Source organism: Bacillus sp. UMB0728, from assembly GCF_002858875.1.
GTDB classification, from domain to species: Bacteria; Bacillota; Bacilli; order Bacillales; family Cytobacillaceae; genus Bacillus_AB; species Bacillus_AB infantis.
On the sequence record NZ_PKLA01000007.1, the window covers coordinates 118,787 to 137,968 of the forward strand.

General features: G+C 34.3%; 24 protein-coding genes. 19 read left to right on the forward strand and 5 right to left on the reverse strand.

The window, feature by feature from the left end:
- Positions 1–816, forward strand: a complete 816-nt coding sequence (locus CYJ37_RS23800) for a hypothetical protein (protein ID WP_101552376.1) — start codon at positions 1–3, stop codon at positions 814–816.
- A gap of 117 nt (positions 817–933) precedes the next feature.
- Here the strand turns inward: CYJ37_RS23800 and CYJ37_RS23805 are convergent, their stop codons facing one another.
- Together CYJ37_RS23805 and CYJ37_RS23810 are read right to left on the reverse strand one after the other, a co-directional pair.
- Positions 934–1,926 (reverse strand): GTPase, encoded by a 993-nt coding sequence (locus CYJ37_RS23805; protein ID WP_253619247.1) that lies wholly within the window; start codon positions 1,924–1,926, stop codon positions 934–936.
- A gap of 696 nt (positions 1,927–2,622) precedes the next feature.
- Positions 2,623–2,841, reverse strand: coding sequence for a hypothetical protein (locus tag CYJ37_RS23810; RefSeq protein ID WP_101552378.1), 219 nt, complete (start codon positions 2,839–2,841; stop codon positions 2,623–2,625).
- A 1,028-nt stretch (positions 2,842–3,869) separates the two neighbouring features.
- Here CYJ37_RS23810 and holA point away from each other — a divergent pair.
- From holA to CYJ37_RS23905, 18 genes are all read left to right on the forward strand, one after another.
- Complete coding sequence (gene holA / locus CYJ37_RS23815; protein WP_101552380.1) at positions 3,870–4,850, forward strand: DNA polymerase III subunit delta; 981 nt, start codon at positions 3,870–3,872, stop codon at positions 4,848–4,850.
- A 32-nt stretch (positions 4,851–4,882) separates the two neighbouring features.
- Entirely contained in the window at positions 4,883–5,095 is a 213-nt protein-coding gene (locus tag CYJ37_RS23820; RefSeq protein WP_101552382.1) for a hypothetical protein, read from the forward strand.
- Between the two features lie 106 nt (positions 5,096–5,201).
- The gene (locus tag CYJ37_RS23825; RefSeq protein WP_101552384.1) at positions 5,202–6,959 is read left to right on the forward strand and encodes a phosphoadenosine phosphosulfate reductase family protein; all 1,758 of its coding nucleotides are present in this window, start codon (positions 5,202–5,204) and stop codon (positions 6,957–6,959) included.
- Positions 6,960–6,971: 12 nt separating this feature from the next.
- Positions 6,972–7,673, forward strand: coding sequence for an XF1762 family protein (locus CYJ37_RS23830; protein ID WP_101552386.1), 702 nt, complete (start codon positions 6,972–6,974; stop codon positions 7,671–7,673).
- A 73-nt stretch (positions 7,674–7,746) separates the two neighbouring features.
- A complete protein-coding gene (locus CYJ37_RS23835) occupies positions 7,747–9,816 on the forward strand; it encodes an ATP-dependent helicase (protein ID WP_101552388.1) in 2,070 nt (689 codons plus the stop codon).
- 101 nt (positions 9,817–9,917) lie between these two features.
- Positions 9,918–10,268: a hypothetical protein gene (locus tag CYJ37_RS23840; protein ID WP_101552390.1), complete on the forward strand. Its 351-nt coding sequence runs from the start codon at positions 9,918–9,920 to the stop codon at positions 10,266–10,268.
- 104 nt (positions 10,269–10,372) lie between these two features.
- Positions 10,373–10,627: a hypothetical protein gene (locus tag CYJ37_RS23845; RefSeq protein WP_101552392.1), complete on the forward strand. Its 255-nt coding sequence runs from the start codon at positions 10,373–10,375 to the stop codon at positions 10,625–10,627.
- 53 nt (positions 10,628–10,680) lie between these two features.
- A complete protein-coding gene (locus CYJ37_RS23850) occupies positions 10,681–10,971 on the forward strand; it encodes a hypothetical protein (protein WP_101552394.1) in 291 nt (96 codons plus the stop codon).
- A 65-nt stretch (positions 10,972–11,036) separates the two neighbouring features.
- Positions 11,037–11,255, forward strand: coding sequence for a hypothetical protein (locus CYJ37_RS23855; RefSeq protein WP_142385311.1), 219 nt, complete (start codon positions 11,037–11,039; stop codon positions 11,253–11,255).
- Between the two features lie 205 nt (positions 11,256–11,460).
- Positions 11,461–12,786 (forward strand): helix-turn-helix transcriptional regulator, encoded by a 1,326-nt coding sequence (locus CYJ37_RS23860; RefSeq protein WP_101552398.1) that lies wholly within the window; start codon positions 11,461–11,463, stop codon positions 12,784–12,786.
- A gap of 190 nt (positions 12,787–12,976) precedes the next feature.
- Positions 12,977–13,549 carry a hypothetical protein gene (locus CYJ37_RS23865; RefSeq protein ID WP_101552400.1) on the forward strand — a complete coding sequence of 191 codons (573 nt, stop codon included), beginning with the start codon at positions 12,977–12,979 and terminating at the stop codon, positions 13,547–13,549.
- 12 nt (positions 13,550–13,561) lie between these two features.
- A complete protein-coding gene (locus CYJ37_RS23870; RefSeq protein WP_101552402.1) occupies positions 13,562–14,080 on the forward strand; it encodes a hypothetical protein in 519 nt (172 codons plus the stop codon).
- Between the two features lie 111 nt (positions 14,081–14,191).
- Positions 14,192–14,395 carry a hypothetical protein gene (locus CYJ37_RS27535; RefSeq protein WP_101552403.1) on the forward strand — a complete coding sequence of 68 codons (204 nt, stop codon included), beginning with the start codon at positions 14,192–14,194 and terminating at the stop codon, positions 14,393–14,395.
- A 304-nt stretch (positions 14,396–14,699) separates the two neighbouring features.
- Positions 14,700–14,867 (forward strand): aspartyl-phosphate phosphatase Spo0E family protein, encoded by a 168-nt coding sequence (locus CYJ37_RS23885; RefSeq protein WP_253619256.1) that lies wholly within the window; start codon positions 14,700–14,702, stop codon positions 14,865–14,867.
- A gap of 24 nt (positions 14,868–14,891) precedes the next feature.
- Entirely contained in the window at positions 14,892–15,071 is a 180-nt protein-coding gene (locus CYJ37_RS23890) for a hypothetical protein (RefSeq protein ID WP_101552407.1), read from the forward strand.
- 135 nt (positions 15,072–15,206) lie between these two features.
- The gene (locus CYJ37_RS23895; protein WP_101552409.1) at positions 15,207–16,466 is read left to right on the forward strand and encodes a PcsB-like coiled-coil domain-containing protein; all 1,260 of its coding nucleotides are present in this window, start codon (positions 15,207–15,209) and stop codon (positions 16,464–16,466) included.
- A gap of 72 nt (positions 16,467–16,538) precedes the next feature.
- A complete protein-coding gene (locus CYJ37_RS23900) occupies positions 16,539–16,979 on the forward strand; it encodes an RsfA family transcriptional regulator (protein WP_101552411.1) in 441 nt (146 codons plus the stop codon).
- Between the two features lie 82 nt (positions 16,980–17,061).
- The gene (locus CYJ37_RS23905; RefSeq protein ID WP_101552413.1) at positions 17,062–17,364 is read left to right on the forward strand and encodes an AbrB/MazE/SpoVT family DNA-binding domain-containing protein; all 303 of its coding nucleotides are present in this window, start codon (positions 17,062–17,064) and stop codon (positions 17,362–17,364) included.
- 72 nt (positions 17,365–17,436) lie between these two features.
- On the opposite strand, the gene CYJ37_RS23910 is transcribed toward CYJ37_RS23905, so the two are convergent.
- The 3 genes from CYJ37_RS23910 to CYJ37_RS23920 all read right to left on the reverse strand — a co-directional run bounded on the left by CYJ37_RS23910 (position 17,437) and on the right by CYJ37_RS23920 (position 19,159).
- Entirely contained in the window at positions 17,437–17,754 is a 318-nt protein-coding gene (locus CYJ37_RS23910) for a hypothetical protein (protein WP_101552415.1), read from the reverse strand.
- Between the two features lie 210 nt (positions 17,755–17,964).
- Complete coding sequence (locus CYJ37_RS23915; protein ID WP_101552417.1) at positions 17,965–18,477, reverse strand: hypothetical protein; 513 nt, start codon at positions 18,475–18,477, stop codon at positions 17,965–17,967.
- A gap of 55 nt (positions 18,478–18,532) precedes the next feature.
- Positions 18,533–19,159: an SAR2788 family putative toxin gene (locus CYJ37_RS23920; RefSeq protein ID WP_219620059.1), complete on the reverse strand. Its 627-nt coding sequence runs from the start codon at positions 19,157–19,159 to the stop codon at positions 18,533–18,535.
- Positions 19,160–19,182: the final 23 nt, after the last annotated feature.

Below are 19,182 nucleotides of genomic sequence, written 5' to 3' on the forward strand. Positions count from 1 at the left end.
TTGAATATCGCTTCTATGGGTAAAGGAAAACTCGTGTCTGCACATGAATATCAGGTTGAAAAGCATGGCGCTAAATTGTTTTGTATTGACTGCAAATCCCCCATAATCTTCATTTCTGCAAGTGAGAACACAATGCCTCACTTTAAAACTACTGGAAAAGGAGACTCTTCCCATAAAAAAAGCTGTGGCTTTGCTAGAAAACTCAGCTTTGAAGAGTCTTTAAAGAAGATAGGGCAATACCAACAAGAATATTTAGAGAAAAACCTGGATCAAGTAATTATTAAATTGAATTTGGCTCGTTTGGACCCTGATTATGAAACAAAAGCAACTGAGAGGGTGCAAAAACTACAGAATACTTCTGAAATAATCATTAAGACAGACAGCTCATCCTCTCCAAAAAGTATTTCTTCCCTTAAGACAGTAGTGAAGCTTATACAAGAAAATCAATTAGAACTACTAGCTTCCATAATTATTCGTGTAAAGGGAGAAAGCATTCCACTCTCGCAGCTGATTATTTCACCTGAAGAAGCATACAATCTCATCAAGAATCGCGAAAAAAAGACACCCTACTTTGTATATGGCACTATCAGCAAATTTATCAAGCGTGAAAAGGTCTATTACTTGAACTTTGAAAGCCAGCAACCATTTAGTTTGGTGGTATTTGAAAAAAATTTTAAACATTTCACTTATACAGAGAATCAATTGCTTGGTAGGAGAATTTTAGCTTATGGCTATCTACAAAGAAATACATATAAGGGCGAAAGAGCGGAAATGATTATTAAGTCTAACAAGTATATAGAACTTCTACCGCTCTAATGAGAAAGCAGGCCATTGACCTGCTTTTTCGTGTATAAAGGGAACTCCCCATATGTCCAGGATGTATCGAATCATAGAGCCTTTTATTAAAAATAAATAAGGATCCAAATGGGATCCTTATTGGCTACTTTTCTTTTTAAGAAACATATTAGAAAGGTTTTTTAAAACTTCTGCATTTAATTCGATGTCGTTTTCATAAGCATATTTTAGTCCATACCCTAACGCTAAAGTCATACTCCCGGCAACTCCAGCACCTACTAAGGGTCCGGCTCCGGGTATAACCTTGACAGCTTGCCTAAATAGACTTTTTCCTATGTTACCAGTCAAAGATGCAATGGCCAATTCCTTTGCCCGTTCTTTTGTAAGTGGTTTTTCATATAACGCTGCCAATTTAACCATTAACCTGACTTGAATACCAGTAAGGGGAACTATATCGGATCCTGGAATTGGGGCAGCACCTACTGCACTTGCGGAGGTTGCTGCAGCTATAATCCACTTGTTTGCTGTAGATGATTTTTGCTTTATAAGCCTAGCGAATAAAATATCTTTTTTTTTCTCTTCCAGGATATTTAGAATTTCACTTCTTAGCTTTTCAATATTTTCACCAGTTTTTGAGGATATCGGGACAACCTTATAATCAAAATTTGTTACTTCTTCAATAAATTTAATTAACCCTGGAATATCTTCTGCTGCATCAATTTTGTTTAACACCAAAATGATTCTCTTATTCAATTTTCTTATGTTTTCAAAAGATTGTTTTTCAACTTCAGAAAATACTGTTCCCGCTGCATTCAAGAAAAAAAGAACAATATCGACTTCTTTATAAAACTTTAGCGTTTCCTCAGAGTTTTTAGTATTTATATCGTTTAGTCCAGGTGTATCCGCAAAAATAATTTTATCTTTATAAGCATATTCCTCAACAACAGTCTGTACCCCAGGTTTTGGACCAACTGCAGAAACTTCTTCCCCCATAAGTTGATTAATGGTTGATGACTTACCCGCGTTAACATCCCCCACTAACGCAAACAAAATTTCTTTTTCAAGTTGAGCATTTATATTATTTATCTCTTCCTCGTAACTTCTTTCAAAATCGCTATCATCAAACTGCATTATAAACTCATCCCCAATCATTGCATATTTCATATGAAAATAAACTACTACTAACTTTGTTTGAAAGAATAGAAATGAGACCTTTATATAGTATCTCTAATAATTAGAAGCACATCTATTAAAGATGTACTCCCCGATTGATACAAAGAATGTAGTTAGTTAGGACAACGGTAAAGTAAAGTATTCCATGATATTGTTAGCAATTTCATGAACTAAAAAAGTTAGCTTAAACAAACCAAGGATACAAACAAAACCGAAAAAATAAGTGCATTTAGTAAGGAAAGTGTCAATCATACAGATCACCTCCTTGCCTAAAAATATATTCGACATAGTTCAATAAAACTCCTTTAAAAGTCTGAAGCTTCTTGAAAGATGTATTTGATTTTATGAGATTATTGTCGAAAAGTTCCCTTGAAGGGGTCGACCAAGTAGATCAATAAAATGGATACCGGTGAGTTCCCTATTGATTGCAGTCCAGCTGCTGCAAGCGTAATAATAAGGCCACTATACCGACACAAGGTGAAGTTTGTATTAGTGGAAGCGTTATAGATGTGGGGACGGGTCCATCACTTACCGCAAAAAGCACAAAAAAAGGTTAGCTACATTGTGGGTGGGGGTGTTCCCATAGTCCACGTAGGTCTAACCTCTAGTAAAATTATAACCTAATAGCTTATTTTAGGCAATTTGCTATTATGATCATTTGAATAGTTCGTAAAATCCTAAGTTCAAAGGCACAGCCCAAATATAGGCGCCAAAAAGTGCCGCGAGGCCAATAAAAATGTTATAAACTCCTCTTGGTAGCCACTTGAACAGTAAATGAAACAGTAGCGTTGTCCCAATCATCATTGCAATTAATATGACTATTGGCCAGAAAAATTGAGCTGTATTAAGTTCTACACCTTCAAAAACATTCATTAGTATTTCGCCTCCAACATAGGTGAAATGTACCAATAAAATGAGAGAAAGTAAAGGTTGTATTTCAAGAGGAGTTATATGGTCTGCTTATGTCAGACAATGGACTGGGGTGGCTCATCGTAGGCAAACACCCGGAGGAACAGCTTATGAGACTCTCTCTGATTCCAGTGCTTAGAATGTTAACCAATATCTGAGCTCAAATGCTAGCCAAGAGGTGTGTATTGTCTCCTAGTTCATTTGTTGAAGTAGGAAGGGTAAAGGAATTTATTCTTATTGCCAAAGAAACATAATGAAGGTAAAATTATCCTAAATCAATCTTTTTATTTCAGTTCACTCCACGCGGAGAGAAACCTTCGGTATAAAAACACTTTTTCAGTGATAGAATCCATTAGGACAATTGTGTCTAATTGACTCTTTTACTAAAAAAGTGTTTTTTTTTAACACAAAAAATTAAATGATAGGAGTAGAAGAGGATGACAGTTCTTTTAGATTTACTTTCTCTACAATATACCTGGTTTTTTCTTATAGGTATTATTTTATTAGTTTTCTTAATTAAGGTAGTTAAAAATATCATTGCTACTCTTACAGGTATCATATTTACTGCATTCACGCTCTTTAGAATTTACATTTTTCTGAGTGACAAAATCTAAATAAGCCAGTTTTTACTACTTCCACTGTTAAAACAATTATTTCTCTCGTATAATGGGAGTATTAATTAATTGCAACAATACTCAACCCAAGCGGGATGAGAAACTTATTACTTAAAGCACTTTATTCAAGTGATTAAACCTACTCTTAGTAGTAATGGATTAATCAATGGATAGAGTGCTTTTTTGCGTTTCCAAATACCTTTTAAGGAGTGTTTTTATGTTAATGAGGTCCTACTTGTTAAGTATGTGGGTATATCTCGGAATCCAGGTCGCTGTATATTCTTTGATCGGGGATTTAGTGAGCATGCTGACTAATTCAGTTTTAATGGTTCTTTTCGCATTATTGGTTACAAAGCTACAAAGAAGGGAGCAAAGAAAATGAGCAGCAGTTTAATCCATTTACTCTTTGGGTCAGAAACTTATCTGATTGAACAAAGAAAAAGAGAAATTATTTTTCAGGAGCTTTCGGAAGAGGAACAAGAAATGAATATTAGCATTCATGATGCTAGAGAAATCCCATTACAAGAAGCCATCAATGAATGCCAAATGTTTTCTTTCATTGGTGGCAAGAGAGTGATCATCCTAAAAGATTGCTATTTCTTAACCAGTGAGAAAAACAAAGAAAAGATCGATCATAACCTGGATACTCTACAGTCCTATCTAGAAAAACCAAATGAGGACTCAATTCTTATCCTTCAAGTGCCATATGAAAAATTGGACAATCGTAAGAAAGTAGTCAAAGAGTTAAAAAAGGTTGCTGCTGTATTTGAAGCAAAGCCTCTGAAGGGCTCTCAATTATCTAATTGGATACAAAAGCAAGCTAAGCGTGAGGGTATCTTAATTGATAAAGATGCGAACAGTTTACTGGTTTCTTATGTTGGTTCAAATCTATATCAATTAGAGCAGGAGATTAAAAAAATGACTTTGCATATTGGTATTGGCAAAACATTAGGACCGTTGGATGTAGAAAATTTGGTTTCCCGTACCCTCGAGCAAGATATCTTTAAGCTGATAAATGCCATTGTTTCAAAAAAAGCTGAAGATGCTTTCCAAATGCTAGAGGATATGTTTAGACAAGGAGAAAATCCCATTATGATAGTTAATCTTCTTGGTAGGCAATTTCGGATACTTTTCCAAATAGGTGAATTAAAGAAACTTAATTTATCAAGTAGTGAGATAGCATCCAAATTAAAGCTTCCTCCCTTTGTAGTAAGTATGAATATGAAATTAGCAGAGGGATATTCCTCCAAGGAATTACTAATAATCCTATCGGACATTTGTGATTTGGACTATCAAATGAAAACTGGCCAGGTACCTAAGCAAATTTCCCTAGAGACATTCATTACCAAGATTGCCTAGGGGATAAAATAACTTTTTAAGGAGTGTTTTTCATGAAATATATTTATCATGTTGAAAATAAAAGTCTTAGACAAAGAATTTATGAAGAGCATGGTCGCCGGCAAGAGGTTGCTGCTCGGATTAATGAAAAGGTCGCAAAAAAGGAGAGACTCAAAGAGATAACAGCTAATATTCTTATTGGTACTCTAGTTAGTGCTGTAATGGTGGGAATCGTTCTTCTAGCTGGCTGGATGGATTCTTTATAACATTCTAAAAGAAGCTCATTATAAAAACATAAAGAAGAAGTTCATTGAGAAGTAGCTCTTATACTTCTAAATGAGCTTTTTCTTTTGGAATCATACAGGAGGATTTATGATAAAAACATATGACGAAACACTAATGGATTGGATGTTTAATGAAAAAGAGAAGCTAAAGGTTTTTGATGATCTACGAGACCACATAAAGGATGTTTACCTCGCTGATGATAAGCCGCTCATGGCTGCCGTTTCATTCGGTAAGGACTCCGCTCTTATGCTGACATTGCTCTTTCAAATGCTACAGGGACTTAACCCAAGCCTTAGAACTAAAAAGGTATATATAGTTTCTGCAGATACATTAGTGGAGACAAAAGTAATGTCCGATTATATTAGGAAAAGTTTAAAAGCAGTCGAAATAGCAGGAAAAAATCTTGGTATTGAAACCATATTGAGTGTACCCGATCCTAAAGAGAAATTCTTTTACAATGTCATTGGTAAAGGGTTACCGGCACCAAAAGGAAATTCACGTTTTAGATGGTGTACAGGAAAATTAAAGCTTTCTCCTATGGACAAGATTATTGAACATGTATTAAGTCATAGTTCCGTTGACTTTGATATGAATGGATACGATGCCACTCTTGCAATAGGAACAAGATTAGAAGAATCAGCGGCACGAGCTCGAAGTATTAAAAAACATGAAACGAGTGAGTACTTTTCCACTCACCATAGCTTTCAAAACTTAAGAGTATACACGCCTATTAGGTATATAAACACTTTTGATTTATGGATATATCTCGAAAATTATGTGGTTACCTTCCCTTGGGGAGAAAAAGTATCAACTCTAAAAGAAATGTATGAAGATGGAAAAGAGTGCCCTGTTGTAAAGTCTGCAAATGACAAAGCATGTGGAGGTTCCTCTAGAAATGGATGCTGGACTTGTTTGCAGGGCGGCAGAAGGGATGAAATGTTAGAAATCCTAGCTGCAAAAGGAAATAAAGATGCACCTTATTTAGCAAAGTGGAAGGCTTTTCTTTGGGATGTATCGATAGATGTCCGCTATAGAGAGCCTCTCCGAAGAACTGAATATAAAGCTCATTTAAGAAGGGCTAACGAACAATATAGACCCTTAAGCATCTTTGATGAAATGGATCCATACCAGCAGTTCTACGATGATTTCAAACGAGCTACAAGAGGGAATGAAGCTGGTGAGTATCGTCCGGGTGGTTTTACTATTACAATGCGTAAAATCCTCTTAGAGAAGCTTCTATTCACGCAAGAACAGGTGAAGTACACGCTTATTACTGAAGAAGAAATTCAATCCATCCTGGAAGCTTGGGAAGAAGATGGCTTTGAGTACTCAAGACAGGATCTGCTCCCAATTGATCATTTATACGATGGAGCGATTGTCTTTAGACCGGACTGGAGCCTGAACCGAGAAGAGAGCACCAACCCAAACCCCATATTTCATGTTGAATATAAATTTAAATATGGATTTGATGAAATGGTTGCTTATATCAAAGAGCGGCAGCAATTCTTAAAGCACCAAATTTTTTGCTATTTCGATCACGAAGACATGGAATCAGAAAAGCTAGTTTGGAACAAAGCTATTTTTGTTGTTTGCCAAGAGGATATTAAGTCGAAGGAAGAAGCAAACCACCTGGTCATGAAATGGTTATTTACTGAAGGAATTATGACAACTGGCATCGATGGCCGGCCATTTAATAAAATGGTTGGAAAATCAAAGGATGCTGCTTTGAACTTCTTGATCATTGATGCATTAAGCGAAGGTATTAAGAATAGAAACACGAATCAAGTAGAGCTAGAAGCAGAATACACTATTTCAAGTTCTGGCCAATTAATCCTAGCCATTTAATGGAGGACTAACATGAGTACATCAGATTTCTATTGGATCTTTTATAAGATTAAGACCAATAAGTATGTTGTAGTTTCCGAAAAAGACCTGAAGAATGGTGAGTTATGGGACCTCCTTGAAGATGATTATCATATCGTATGGGACAGTGCATTAAGCAGAGATTCCGCACATGAAAATGCTGCAGATCAGATAGCTGCTTTTTTAGACTGGTACCAAAAAGATATACCTTTGGAGTCTATATTTTTAGAGCAGCCTCAACAATTAAGACTCCAAACGATCCCAATCACCTTAAAAATTGCGCAAGAGTTCATTAGTAAGTTTCATCGTCACAACCAGGCTCCTCAAGGTCACAAATTTTCAATTGGCCTTTGGGACCATGATGTGCTTATTGGAGTAATTATTGCCGGCTCACCAGTTGCTCGTCATAACAACAATGGTTTTACATTGGAAATAACCAGGTGTTGTTTAAAAAGCAGCATATATAGAAATGGCATATCAAAAATGATTGGTTCTGTATATCAGGTAGCAAAAGCAATGGGCTACACCAAGATCATTACCTATACACTTGATCACGAGAGTGGAGATTCTTTAAAATCATGTGGTTTTGAGTTAGAAGCCATTACAAGCGGGGGTTCATGGAATTCTACAGCTCGTAAAAGAGAGAATAAGGCGCCTACAACGCCCAAAAAACGCTGGGTCAAATACGTAGGCTAAAATGATGGTGGGTTGGTAGAAATTACTATTATTTTTTCTACCAACTCTCTTTAGCATATAAGGAGGACAAAGAATGTTTATTAAAGAGAAGCAGGCATTCAAATATCCATTTCAATCAGTAAAGAAGGCTATTCCCCTAGCGGAGATAGCTTCAGCTGATTCAACCATAAATTTAGTGGATGGCACTGAAGAGGACTCATATTTTTTTCGTTCATTAGAGCAAGAAGGTATCTTCCTTAACGGTAATCAATTAGCCGCTGTAAGGAGTAAAAATGGTCCACATTTAATTATTGCTGGGGCAGGGAGCGGAAAAACTAGGGTACTAACATGTCGTACTGCTTACCTTTTAACTTTTGACCATGATTTAGCCCCAGAAAACATCCTCCTTGTTACTTTCACTCGTAAGGCAGCTGAAGAGATGATTGACCGAATCAAAAGGTTACCAGGTATATCCAAGTCGATTGGTGATCGAATAGTGTCAGGAACATTTCACTCGATATTTTTGAGATTTTTACGCTCTAATGGCTTTAAACAAAATATTTTAAGTAGTGAAAAGTACAAGGAAGTAATGGTAAAGAATATACTTAGAAACCTCTCTTTAGGAGATTCTTATGAACCAGAAACCATATTAAGTTCAATATCTTTTTACAAATCTCAGATGATACTTCCCAAAGAGGTTGAAGCCAAGAACCCTGTTGAGAAAGAGATTAAACAAATTTACTATGAATATGAAAGACAAAAAGAGAAACAGAATTTCATAGACTTTGATGACATTCTTTTAGAAACATACTTTCTTCTAAAATATAACCAGGCAATAAGAGAAAATTTACAGCAACGCTTTAAATATATTTGTGTTGATGAGTATCAGGATACAAATCTAGTGCAGCATGAGATCATCAAACTCCTCCTCAATCCAGAAACCGAGAATTTATTTGCAGTAGGAGATGAAGATCAATGTGTATATCAATTTAGGAACTCAAATCCGGATTTTATACTCAACTTGAAACATGAATTTAAGCATTTAAAGCAGATTACCTTAGATGTTAATTACCGCTCTACCACTGGTATTGTAGGGTTAGGCAATAGCCTAATTAAACATAATACCAAACGTTTAGGAAAAGTTTTAAAATCAACTAAAGACGGTGAATATACGCCTTTTTACATGCGACCGATTAATTCCGATCATGAGGCAAAAATGATCGTCGATAATATCGTTTCTTCAGTTGAAGATGGTGGGAGCCGGCATAAAGATTTTGCCATCCTCTATCGAATGCATAGTCTTTCTCGTGCAGTATGGGATGAATTAGTTATAAGAGACATTCCTTTTATAGCTCATGGAACTGGTCAAGCCTTTTATGAGAACAACCTGGTAAAACCAATATTGGATCATATGAGATTGTCCCTGGATCCTAATAACATAGAAGCAATAGCAAACATATCACCTACAATGTATTTAAGTAGAGAAAAAGTACGTCAACATTTAACCATTAATGCTTTTACTCAAGATAAGCAGGATCTGTTACTCATGCTGTTAAGACTACCTGGGATAAAACCATATCATCAGGGACAGATACTAAATCGAATACAAAATATAAAAGATCTTAACAAGCTAGAACCGCTTAAAGCTATTCAGCTTATAAGAAGCGGGCCGATTAGGTATAATCATTATTTAGAATTAGATGATAGAAAAACATTCACTCTGCATAAAGAAATCGTTAGTGAAACACTCGACGAGTTGGAAGCTGCAGCAGCAAGATTCCAATCCATACAGGAGTTTATTGAGTTTGTGGACCTTATCATTCAGAAGCAACAAGAAATGGACAAACTTAAAAAAGACCCTCTTGCTGATGCAGTACAGTTATTTACTCTTCATGCCTCAAAAGGGTTAGAATTTCCCACAGTCTTTATGATAGGTATGTGTGAAGGTATCATGCCTCATAAAGCTGCTGAAAAGGCAGATGAGCAAAAGGATAGAGCCGGTGATAAAGGAAAGAAACAAGAAGATGCGATCGAAGAGGAAAGGCGCCTGGCATACGTAGGGGCCACTCGAGCTATGAACGAATTGTATGTTTCTTCTCCTAAAAAATACCGTGGAAAAGATGTTGAAATATCAAGGTTTCTCATTGAATCATTTAAACCATAACCCAAACAAGGGTTATGGTTTTTCTATTAAAAACTACAGATTTTGTCTAAGTTTCCTTTTTATGAGAAGATATGTAAAACAATTCATACGAGGTGTTAATTATGGAATTAGACAAGTATCCAGCAACAAAAAAATTGATTGAAGAAGCTAAACTCGAAAATGATATAGATCGTATTAAATGGCTACAATTATCAAAGGAAGAAGCTGCTGTCAGCATTGCAAAGCTTTATTACGTCTCTTTATTAAGTACTTCTAATAATAAGTTCCTCCACCAAAAGGCCAAAAAGTTCTCTGATCAGCTATATTTTTCGGTAGGATACAAACTTCATGGTTTTGCTAAAGCTCAAGCCAATGACGAGTTAAATTGTGATTTTGATGATGTAGCAAGGATCTATAAACATATTTCTTTTAGTGGAATTAAATATCGGCAGAAATCAGTGAAAGATCAATAAATCATACCAGAAAAATTGTTTTGTTCCGTCTAGGCATATTAATGTATATATCGGATAAGGAACGGCATTGGACTCATGCTGCGTCCAAAATAAAGGAGGAAGAAATGAAAGCGAATATTGAAGATAAAGATTTCTTACAATCCCACCAACCGAACTACGAGAATTTTATCAAAATCGGCAAAGGGGATGACTACATTTTCCAAGCACTTGCTCATATGGGAAATGCTTCACATCATATGTCTTGGGCGAATACTGTTGTTGCTGCTTTGACAGAAGTACCAGAAGAACTTAAAACCAAAATGAAACATATTAATCAATCAATTCATGAACTTCAAGAACTTTTACGAGAGATTAAGTGATATTCATTTCGATAAGCTAGACCTAAAATGTCAGGAATCAACGGAGGATTAACATGAAAAAGTATTTCGATATTCCAACAAAAGATAAACAAAAAAAACTCATGATTGATACTATTATTAGTAGTAGCAACATTGAACTAGAGAAACTATATAAAGAAGTAAATTACAATATAAAGTATTGCCCTTCAAAAAGCTTAATACCTGAATTTAAAGAGGAAAAAAAGTTGATCGTAGAGGAGATGCAGAATAGGAATATAAAAAAATTCACATTTTCCGATTCCCTTTTAATCTGGATTAAAAATTATGCGATAAGGAGGCCGATAAGTCGCAATTTAAAAAATTGAGCATATTAGAGAAGTGAAAGTTAGGAAGCGTCGTTATATATGTTCTATTTTTAGAAGCAAAGAAGGTGGATAACTTGCGAACGTATAGGCCAGATAAAAAGAATACAGAATTATTTAGGCTAATGGATAAATTACACGAATGCAACGAAGAGATTAGTTTTTACGGTATAGGGAGAAAGCATAAAAGATTAGATCAAATTGAAAAAAATGCTATAGAAGTTGAGAAAATAGCTTATGAAATGCAAGAGTTAATTAAAACCATGCGGAGAAAATGCCATAAATAATTACAAAATAATATTTAAAGTTGCCTTCTTGCTTTGGAAATATCTATTCCAATGTAAGGAGGTTTTTTAATTCTCTTAGTAAGAGCATTTTGACCCATTCCATTATTACCCAATATATTAATTGATTACTAATTAAAATACTCTTTATACTAAAATCAATTAAACATATACTGAAAGAAGAGATAGCTGAAATAAGGAGTAAAATATGGACAAAATATTATTAGGGAATCGGGTCCGCGAAATAAGGAAAAAAAAGAATATTACACTTAAAGAATTAGCAGAGGGAATTTGTTCAATAGGAAAAATGTCTTACATAGAAAACGGGATTACAGAGCCTTCGTCTGAAGAAATTGAATTGATTTGTAAGAAATTAGAAATTTCAAGTGAGGATTTACTTCCAAAAAGTGAAAGTATCTTCTTAAATGAGATTAAGTTAATATTTCATGAGATTGAAAATTCAATAGAGTTGGGCTTTTATGACCGAGCTAAGAAACATATTAGTGACTTAAAGACAAATCAGGAGATCCACAGAAGGGATTTACTTGAGCTTTCCTATTTAGAAGCTTTACTTGCATTTGAAGAAGAGAAATATATATTTTCTATGGAGTTATTGGAGAATTTGCTAACCAATAAACCCAGTAATAGTTTTGAATATCTAACTATTTCAAAGGCATATAATCTTTTAGGAATTATATATAACGAATTAGGAAACTATAATAAATCAATAAATATGTATCAACAGGCTTTAGATATTTGTAATAATCGTCAATTAGAATTTAAAATCCTTTTTAATCTTGCCATATGCCAAGCTACTAGGGGACATACTTCTGATGCTAGAATAACAATAGGTTTAATACAAAATAAACGTAAAAACTTTAGGTACCCTAAGTTAACATATCTTTCATTTTTATTGAATGTCATTGATGGTGATTATAACTCTATAGAAGAGATTTTTGATTTAAGAAATGAGTTATTTGAATCGAAAGACTATGATACTTTCTTGAGAACCCAGATGTTCTTTGTGTATATGGCTGACAAGGATCCTAAAACATTTGAAAGATACATATCTTTAGTGGATGAGTTTATTACTGATCAAATAAATAATACCTCTAACAATTTAAAAATTAGCAGCAGATTAACTATCCAACTGCTCCAGGCATTAATCTCCAATTATCTTGATAAAAAAGAAATAATAAAGGCAGAAACACTCTTAGATTATGTTTTAGCATTAACGTTAGAAAGTAAAAGTGAAAAAGATAATGCTTTATCCTATTTTTTAAAAGCAAAATTAATGGAGGAAACAACTTCTAATAAAGAACTTCAAAAAAAATGGTTAACTCGCTCCATTAATGAACTTAAAGCATCTGAATACTCGATATTTGCAGGCATCATTTACTATGAACTAGCTTCACTAGAAGATACTAAGCATGATTATTGGCAACTAGCTTCAGAAAACTTTTACAAATCTATGGTAAAAAAGCATCTAAATACTCTGAGGTTATCTGTCATACTCCCCCGTGCTCTTTATTGAAAAGAAAGGGACTGTTCTTTAATTTAAGCAAAACCCATGATATAATTTTCTTTAATTCACCATTTTTATTTTCCTGACCCACGCGGGACAGGCTAGACATATTTAAATCCGCTCAACAGAGTGATCATTTTTAATCTCAATGATCCTTTGTTGAGTTTTTTTATTTTCAAAACATTAAGGAGGGACCCTTTTGAGCTCAATCATTGAATACAATCGAGTTGTATTTAAAACTGCAAAAGGAGAATTATTGCTGTTTTTAAAGGAAGGACATTCACATAGTTTTAATCTTAACAATCTAAGAAAAAGGGATTGGGTCCTTGCTGCATTCGGAAGCGAAAAAGAGATCTGGAAGTTCATTGGGAAAAGAGCGGGATACACGGAAGGAGGAAAGCTCTTAAGAGCAACTGGATGGAGCGATGTAACAACATTTAATATTGAAGAATATGTTAAGTTATATCGATCTAAAATATCCCATGCAAAGGCTATAAACACTCTCATGGACTACTTTAAAATCCACTTAGTGGTCCAGAATGATGAATCACCTAAAGACTCTGTTACAGAGAGCTGCATGCAAAGAATAATAGAGGAATATGGCTTAATATTCAAAGGGATTAACTATTATCAGACCAACAGAACTGTATATGAAACAGAGCTACAAACTGTCTATAAGGTTCTCTGTATTTTAAAGGAACTGCCATCTTTAATTTCTACTACCGAGTTGGATATTAACTTTACAGTAACCAGTAAAGTTAAAAGGGTATAGGAGGTTATCTTATTGGAAACAGAAAAAAATCGTAGATCCAATTATTTAAGCAATAGAAAAGGAGAAAAAAACTTAATAACTCTAATTGAAACCGAAAATGGCTGGGATACTTTAAGCATTGGCTTCCAGGCCACACATTGGGAAGTAATTGGAGAAAGAGCTGGTTTAGCTCAAGCTGGTGAATTAATCGTAAATGGCCGCCAAAAAACAAGTATAGAATCCTATATACATTTATATAGGGACCTTTTCAATTATCATATTAGACCTATTCAATGTCTGTTTGAAGATTTTGTTGTCAATAGTATAGTCGATATAAATCTTGCTAGTGATTTTTATGATGAAAAAAGGAAACTAGATTTAATAGGAAAACACAATTTTGTAAAATTGAATTCGGGAGTATTTTTCAAACAAGTAACCTTTAAAGACCACTGGTTGCTAAAAGAAAAGGATTTGTACCTAGAATTTAGCCCTGTACATAATTTAGAAAGGCTTAAACAACCAACTACGCCACAACAAATGGTTCTTTTCTAATAAGGCTTTTTTCTGTATAATAGTAGATAATTCCAAATAACTCTTTAAGTGACGAAGAACGCACTTTAGCCTTAGGGCTGAAGTGCGTTTTTTTAAAGGAGAATTTTAAAAATGAATTTATATAATATCCAAAATACAAAAACACACGAAGATTATAGTTCACTTATACATATAAGAGATGATGTTATAGCAGGAGAAACTTACGTAACTTTTAGATGCTTTTATACTGAAAAGATGTTTACTTTTAAGTTGCAAGATTTCGATATAACTGCTGAAAATGAATTTAATGATTCCTTATTATGTCTAGCTGAGTAAAAAGGCTGCCAAGATCAATCAAAAGAATATTGATAAAAAAATCTGTAGATAGAGGTGACCTATGGCAGTTTATATTAATCTACTTAAACTCACGAAAAGATTTAATAGCATAAAACGAAGATGGCATATTATTAGAGCTAACTATTTTGAAATGCTTTATAAAAGTTGCCTGGAAAAGGAAATGAGAGTTAAGCTGCAAGAGAAGTTTTCCTATCACATCTATAAACTTAAAAACTATGAAGGCTAACTTAGATGGAACCTGATAACGAATCTTTATAATAAGCTACTCTGGAGGAACTCTTCTTTGAAAAAGGAAACAGTAAATCGTTTAATTGATGAAAAACGTTTATTAATGTACCAAATAGCGGATATACATGGTATGACTCATGAACAAGTTATATCGACCAGTAAAGAGTTAGATGAATTAATAAATAAAAAGAATCTATATGGATCTAAGAAAAAAACAATCTAAAAAAATATGTGAGGATGGAATACAGTGATTGTTGATAACAATATACTCAATAAAGCTTTAAAGGCTGCTGAAACTGAATATCTATCTCTAAAACAGTTTATAGAACAAGAAGGTCATCCTAATGAATTTGTTTCAAGGACAATCCAAGATCGACTTAAACAGCTGGAAATTGAAATTTCCAACTTAAATAAATTTCTAGAGTAGCCAAAATGTTTTTTACTTTATTATGACTTAAAAGTATATGTTATAATGACATTATTAATTATATACGGCTCATTAAAGTGGAAGGACCACTCAACTTTATGTTGAGTGGTCTTTTTTTATTAGGAGGAGTAATAATTGAAAAAAAGAATAGCTACAGTTTTGATAACTGGAGTATTAGCCGCTTTCCTTACTAATCCTATGGATGCCGCTGCAGAAGATCTACATCCGATAATTAAGAAAAAAGGAGAAGTAGCGGAAGAAATAAATGAGTTAAACACACGCCTTTCCAACCTGAACGAGTTAATTGATAATATGAGAAAAAATGAAGAGCAATCAAAGCATTTGCTCAATCAATTTGAAGATACGATAGACAAAAAGAATGATGAAAAAAATGAAACATTTACTGAAATACAATCTAAGTCGATATCTTTTCTCGATAATAAAGAGCACCTATTAAGTACTGCCAACCTCCTGGTCCAGAGAAAAGCCTTACTAAAAAAAAGACTTGTAGCCCTCCAGGATCAATCAGGTCTATCCCTATATTTACAAGTCTTACTAGAGGCTGAAAGCATAGGGAACTTTTTTGACCGTTTCTCTGCCTTAAGAAAGGTTGTAGAGGCAGATAGGGACCTTATAAAACAGACTGCCAAAGACCAAACCGATCTAGAATTGCAAATAAAGACCATTCTCACAGAATATCGCGATCTACAAGATATTCACAGTAATAAAAATATAGAGATTGCTGAATTCCAGGATAAAACGATGAATGAAAGTATAACATTGGCCAATATACAAAAGGAAATAAATGAAGCACTCCTCCAAAAAGGAACACTGCAGGAAGATCAAGAGAGACTAAAAAAGGAAGAAGCAGAACTTTCAACACTATTTGAAAGCATCCAACCCGTTGAAACAAATTTCCCAAGAGGCAACGGACAAGGTGTACCTTCAGAATACAAGGAGTTTTATGTACGGTCCGGTGAAAAGTATGGTGTCGATTGGGAGGTGTTAGCGGCTATCCATTCAGTAGAAACTTCCTATTCAACCCATCCAACTATGATCTCCAGTGCAGGAGCCATAGGGCCAATGCAATTCTTAAAATTAACTTGGATTGGATACTCATATGACAATGGAAGTGGAGAGCCTCCCGCTCATTTGGATATTACCAATATAGATGTCATCAAAAAAGGAAATGGCTATGGGAGAGATGGAGATAATGACGGGATTGCTGACCCGTATAATTTAGCAGATTCTATAGAGAGTGCAGCTTACTATCTGGCTCAAAACGGGTATTCTACAAATCCTGCAAAAGCTATCTGGCATTATAACCATGCTCAGTGGTATGTAGATAAAGTCCTTGCAGAGGCTACCACTATAAAAAGTTCTAATGGTTATTAGTGCTCATCGTATATTGCCTGCTTCCTTTGCATACTTTTAATGTAAGATTCATTACCGGAGGGAGGGATAACGGTGAAAAATAGTAGAAAAGACGCTTGGACTAATGATGAAGATACAATTTTAGCTCGCGAAGTCTTAAGGCAAATAGAAGAAGGTGGGACTCAGCTGGATGCTTTTCAAGTAGTAGGAAAATTATTATCACGAACAGCCTCAGCATGTGGATTTAGATGGAACAGTACAGTTCGAAAAACATATGAAGAGGCAATTGCTGCAGCTAAAAAGAGAAAGAATGATCGGAGAAAAAAAGATAGCGGTCCTATTGATGCCATAGACATGCGAGTTATGATCGAGTCTATAAAGCTATTATATTCTTTTGCTGAAGGTGAGGATCCGAGAGTGACTGATCTAAAAAAAGTGAAAAATAAATTGGAAAATGAGAATCAGCAGCTTGTTTCAAAAATAAAGACGTTACAGGAAAAATTCGAGGAGATTTCCGCTATTTTTAAAAGTTGACCCCTCGTAAATAATCTACTCACCAAAAAATACCATTTTTCCTCATAATTTAGTATATAATGTAATTACTAAAGGAGGGAGAATGGTGAAAAGTACAGGAATAGTTAGAAGGGTAGATGAACTAGGCAGGATTGTAATTCCAATAGAAATTCGGAGGGTTCTGGAGATAAACATTAAGGACCCGATCGAAGTTTTTGTTGAAGAAGAGAAGATTATACTACAAAAATATCAGCCACATTTATCCTGCACAGTCACCGGCGATGTCTCACCAAGGAATCGAACTTTCGCGAATGGGAATATTGTATTAAGTCCAGAAGGAATGGAACAGTTAATTCAGGAATTAGAGCTCGCTATAAATATAGAACAGAGAATTACTTCACAGTAATATCTCCAAATTACATGGATAAATTATCTATAGATATTTTGTGGGCTTTCTTATGAAAGCTTTTTTATTTTATTAATTTCCAAGCTGTTGATTGAAGGAGATAATAAGAAGAAGCCAATTTATTACCCAAAGGAATAAAATAGAAAATATAGTTCCAAGCAGCAACAAAATGAAATTCAATTTTCCCCTTTTAAAAAAAATAATAGTTGCTATAAGGAGAAAAGGAATCAAAAATAACAGTCCTAAGTTAAAAAAGAGATTTACTCCACCATTTTTAGTACCAACATTTAAATAAAATACAGGATATTCTAATGAAAAAATACGTGCCAAGAAAAGAATAAAAATTAAAATCGCTGTTGGCAAGATAAAAATTATTATATGTTTTCTCATTTTATCCTCCTCAATTCTTCTGGTACCTTTTAAAAATGATATATAAAGAAGCGGAAAAAGCTGTTCGGATTAAAAGTATTTGATAAGGAGACTTATGAATTACATTTTGAACTTGGTAAGGCCCTTTCGAGCTTATTTTATAAATTATAAGATTAAAAAAGGCTGTCCAAAGTCACTTGACAGCCTAAATTTTAAATTAGTGGTTATAAATTATCCTTCATAACCCTTTTCATATATATTATTGTACTTAGACTTAAGACTATTTATCAGATCCACTTCGGAAATAATATCAATTACATCACTGCTAACATAGATAAGAGTTTGATCATTATAAAAGATAATATACGACTGGGGTAGCCCATTAATAATCATCTTTGTATATTCAAAGATATGTTCAGGACGTAACCCATTGACCGTTCCGAAAATAGTGGTCTTTTCATTATCGGAAACTTCTGTTTCCTTCCAGTTGGAGATTTTAAGTATTCTTCCTAGACCTGTTTTTAATGAGGTTCTTTTATTCTTATATAAGTACCCTGAAATAAAAGAGGAAGAGACTGAACTATCTGCCGGTAAGATATCCATTATTAAATTCTTAAGTAATTCAGTCCCCTGTGTTTCAAAAATCTCTAATCCAAATCTAACTCTATTTTCATCTTTTACTTGAAAAAATGGAGTTATGTCGATGTTAGTAAAGTCAATATTAAGATTGTGAATCTGGATCATATAATTAATCACCTATCCGATTTAGTTCAATATCATAGGTTCCAGACCGAGTTTTTTAATTTCTAAGATTCTTTACAGAAGTTGCACCCTTCCATGCGCCGCCGATATGGCCGTCCTTATCCCTAGTTATAAATTTGGGCCCTTTACCTTTACCTCTTTGATAAACTTTAGCTCCGTGGGAAAATTGCCCCTTCACCTCATTATATCCCAATTCCTTTGAAACTGCCTTAGCCACAGATTCATTGTCTTTTAGGAGTTTGGTTAAAGTTGTTTTCCCATATTTATTTATAGCAGCCTTCAAACCCTGTTTAGCAATAAAAGCGACTACTAAAGGAACAAGTGGAAGCGCAAGGGTTTGAAACTCCTCGTCATTTAACGTTAACTCTGTGCCATCCTTCTGATCAATTAATACCGCCTCAAAATTCTCCTCGTCTGCATCGTTTAATATTAATTTATAATCTTTTTGAACTGATATTGATTTAGTTTCTTCCCGATAAATTTCAACTGTAATAATATGTTCCTCAGTATCTTCATTGAAGTTAAGAGCCTTTAATTCCATCGTTTCATTATTAGAGACTTTAAGAGTACTTTTGACCTCTTCTGTTTGAGCATTTGCAAGACTGTTAGGCATCAAACTTATTAAAAGGGTTAAAGCGAGAATTTGGCTAATGATTTTTTTCATTTTTGTTCTCCTACAATTAATTT